2 protein-coding genes are annotated in these 2,228 nt (G+C 75.0%); both read right to left on the reverse strand.

The features are described from left to right. The coding region (locus AE652_RS39925; protein ID WP_049660585.1) for an NADH-quinone oxidoreductase subunit L at nucleotides 1-1,708 on the reverse strand (1,708 nt) is incomplete at its 3' end. Then, nucleotides 1,705-2,097, reverse strand: coding sequence for an NADH-quinone oxidoreductase subunit NuoK (gene nuoK / locus AE652_RS39930; RefSeq protein ID WP_049660586.1), 393 nt, complete (start codon nucleotides 2,095-2,097; stop codon nucleotides 1,705-1,707). The genes nuoK and AE652_RS39925, both read right to left, overlap by 4 nt. Nucleotides 2,098-2,228: the final 131 nt, after the last annotated feature.

Below are 2,228 nucleotides of genomic sequence, written 5' to 3' on the forward strand. Positions count from 1 at the left end.
GGCCGGTGCCCAGCCGGGCGGTCGCCGAGCGCCAGGCGCCGTACGCGGCGATCACGCCGACCGCGGCGAGCCCGGTCCCGGTGACGGCGGTGACCGCGGAGGGCCGCAGCGAGCCGCCGTCCAGGAGCGCGGGCAGCCAGTCCGAGCGCAGGCCGACGATGCCGAAGCCCATGGTCGGCACGGCCAGCACCCAGAGCGGCCAGCGCATCGCGGGCGGCTCGGCGGTGGCCGGGTCGGCCTCGTCGAGTTCGGGCGAGTACGGCGCGCCTGCCTCGTGGTCGGCCGGTGCCAGGACCTGGACCCGGGCCTTGGCGGCCGCGGCCGTCGGCACGGCGGCCCCGGCCGGGCTGTGGAACGCCAGCAGGAAGAGCCTGGTCGCGTACGCGGCGGTGAGCAGCGCGGTCAACCCGGCGGAGATCAGCACGATCCACCCGGCCGCCTGCGGCACCGCCGAGGCCGGGCCGAGCCCGTTGGTCAGCGCCTCGCCGTTGGCGGCGTGCTCGGCGGCGGTCAGCACCGCCTCCTTGCTGAAGAAGCCGGAGAACGGCGGCAGCCCGACCAGGGCGACGAGCGCGATGCCCGTCGTCCAGTAGGCGTCCGGCACCCGCTTGCGCAGCCCGGGCATGCGGGACATCGTGGAGATCGAGTTGGTGTGCGCGGCGTGGATCACCACACCGGCGGCCAGGAACAGCAGCGCCTTGAACGCGCCGTGGCTGACCAGGTGGAAGACCGAGGCCTCGCGGTCCCCGCTGGCCAGCGCGCCGGCCATGTAGCCGAGCTGGCCGACGGTGGAGTAGGCGAGCACCCGTTTGAGGTCGTCCTGGGCGAGCGCGCAGAGCGCCGAGCCGATCATCGTCACGGCGGCCATCACCGCGAGCACGACCAGCGCCGCGCCCGACAGCAGGAACACCGGCAGCAGCCGGGCGACCAGGTAGATGCCGGCCGCGACCATGGTGGCGGCGTGGATCAGCGCGGACACCGGGGTCGGGCCGGCCATCGCGTCCGGGAGCCAGGTGTGCAGCGGGAACTGGGCGCTCTTGCCGGCCACGCCGGCGAGCAGCAGCAGCGCGGTCAGCGTCGGGTGCCCGAGCCGGCCCTCCGTCGCGGCCGCCAGCACGTCCGGGACGCGGAAGCTGCCGGCGTCCGCGCCGAGCAGGAAGATCCCGAACAGGAACGGCACGTCACCGAGCTTGGTGACCAGGAAGGCCTTCAGCGAGGCCGAGCGGGCGTCCGCGGTCTCCCAGTGGTGGCCGATCAGGAAGTACGAGCACAGGCCCATGACCTCCCAGCCGACCAGCAGCACGATCAGGTCGCCCGAGTAGACCACCAGGAACATCGCCGCGGTGAACAGCGAGACCAGCGCCGCGTACGAGGGGTAGCGCGGGTCCTCCTTGAGGTACGCGGTCGAGTAGACCTGGACGCAGGTGGCGACCAGGCCGACCAGCACGGAGATCAGCGAGCTGAAGCCGTCCAGGTGGAGGCCGAGCGTGATGTCCGGGCCGCCGGTCGGGGTGAGCCGGGTGCCGGCGTCCAGGGTCCGGCCGGTGCCGAGCTGGAGGGCGACCACCAGGGCGAGCACGGCCGCGACGGCGACCGGGACGATCGCCAGCGGCCGGGCCAGCCCGGGCGCCTTCCGGCCGACGGCCAGGGTCGCGGCGGCGCCGAGCGCGGGCAGCGCGGGGACGAGTACGGGCAGGGCGAGGTTCATGCGGCGGCCTGGCCCTTCAGTGCCTCGGCTCCGGTCGGCGTCCCGGCGCCGACCGGCGTCTCCTCGACGGCGAGCGCCTCGCCCGGGTCACCGAGCGCGGTGGCCCGGTCGATGTCCGCGGTGCCCCGGGCCCGGAACAGCAGCAGGACGATGGCGAGCCCCAGCCCGACCTCGGCGGCGGCGACGGTGATGGTGAACAGGGTGAGCGCCTGCCCGGCGTGCAGCGAGTCCCGCAGCCACGCGTCGAAGGCGACCAGGTTGAGGTTGACGGCGTTGAGCATCAGCTCGACGGACATCAGCACCAGGACGGCGTTGCGCCGGGCGAGCACGCCGTACACGCCGACGCTGAACAGCAGCGCGGCGAGGACGGCGGGGTAGGCGAGGTGCATCAGCTCTCCTCCAGCGCGGACGGCGCGGGCGAGGCAGTGGGGGCGCCCGCAGTCGTGCCGGCGGCCGCGTTCGCGGCGACCGTCCCGTTGGACCCGACCGGCCGCCCGGCGCGCAGCCTGCCCGCCCGGGG

This window comes from Kitasatospora sp. MY 5-36, from assembly GCF_001182915.1.
Lineage (GTDB): Bacteria > Actinomycetota > Actinomycetes > Streptomycetales > Streptomycetaceae > Kitasatospora.

Bases quoted from the DNA above. Each gene is read 5' to 3' on its own strand.
- nuoK (WP_049660586.1), bottom strand. From the start codon at position 2,097: ATGCACCTCGCCTACCCCGCCGTCCTCGCCGCGCTGCTGTTCAGCGTC.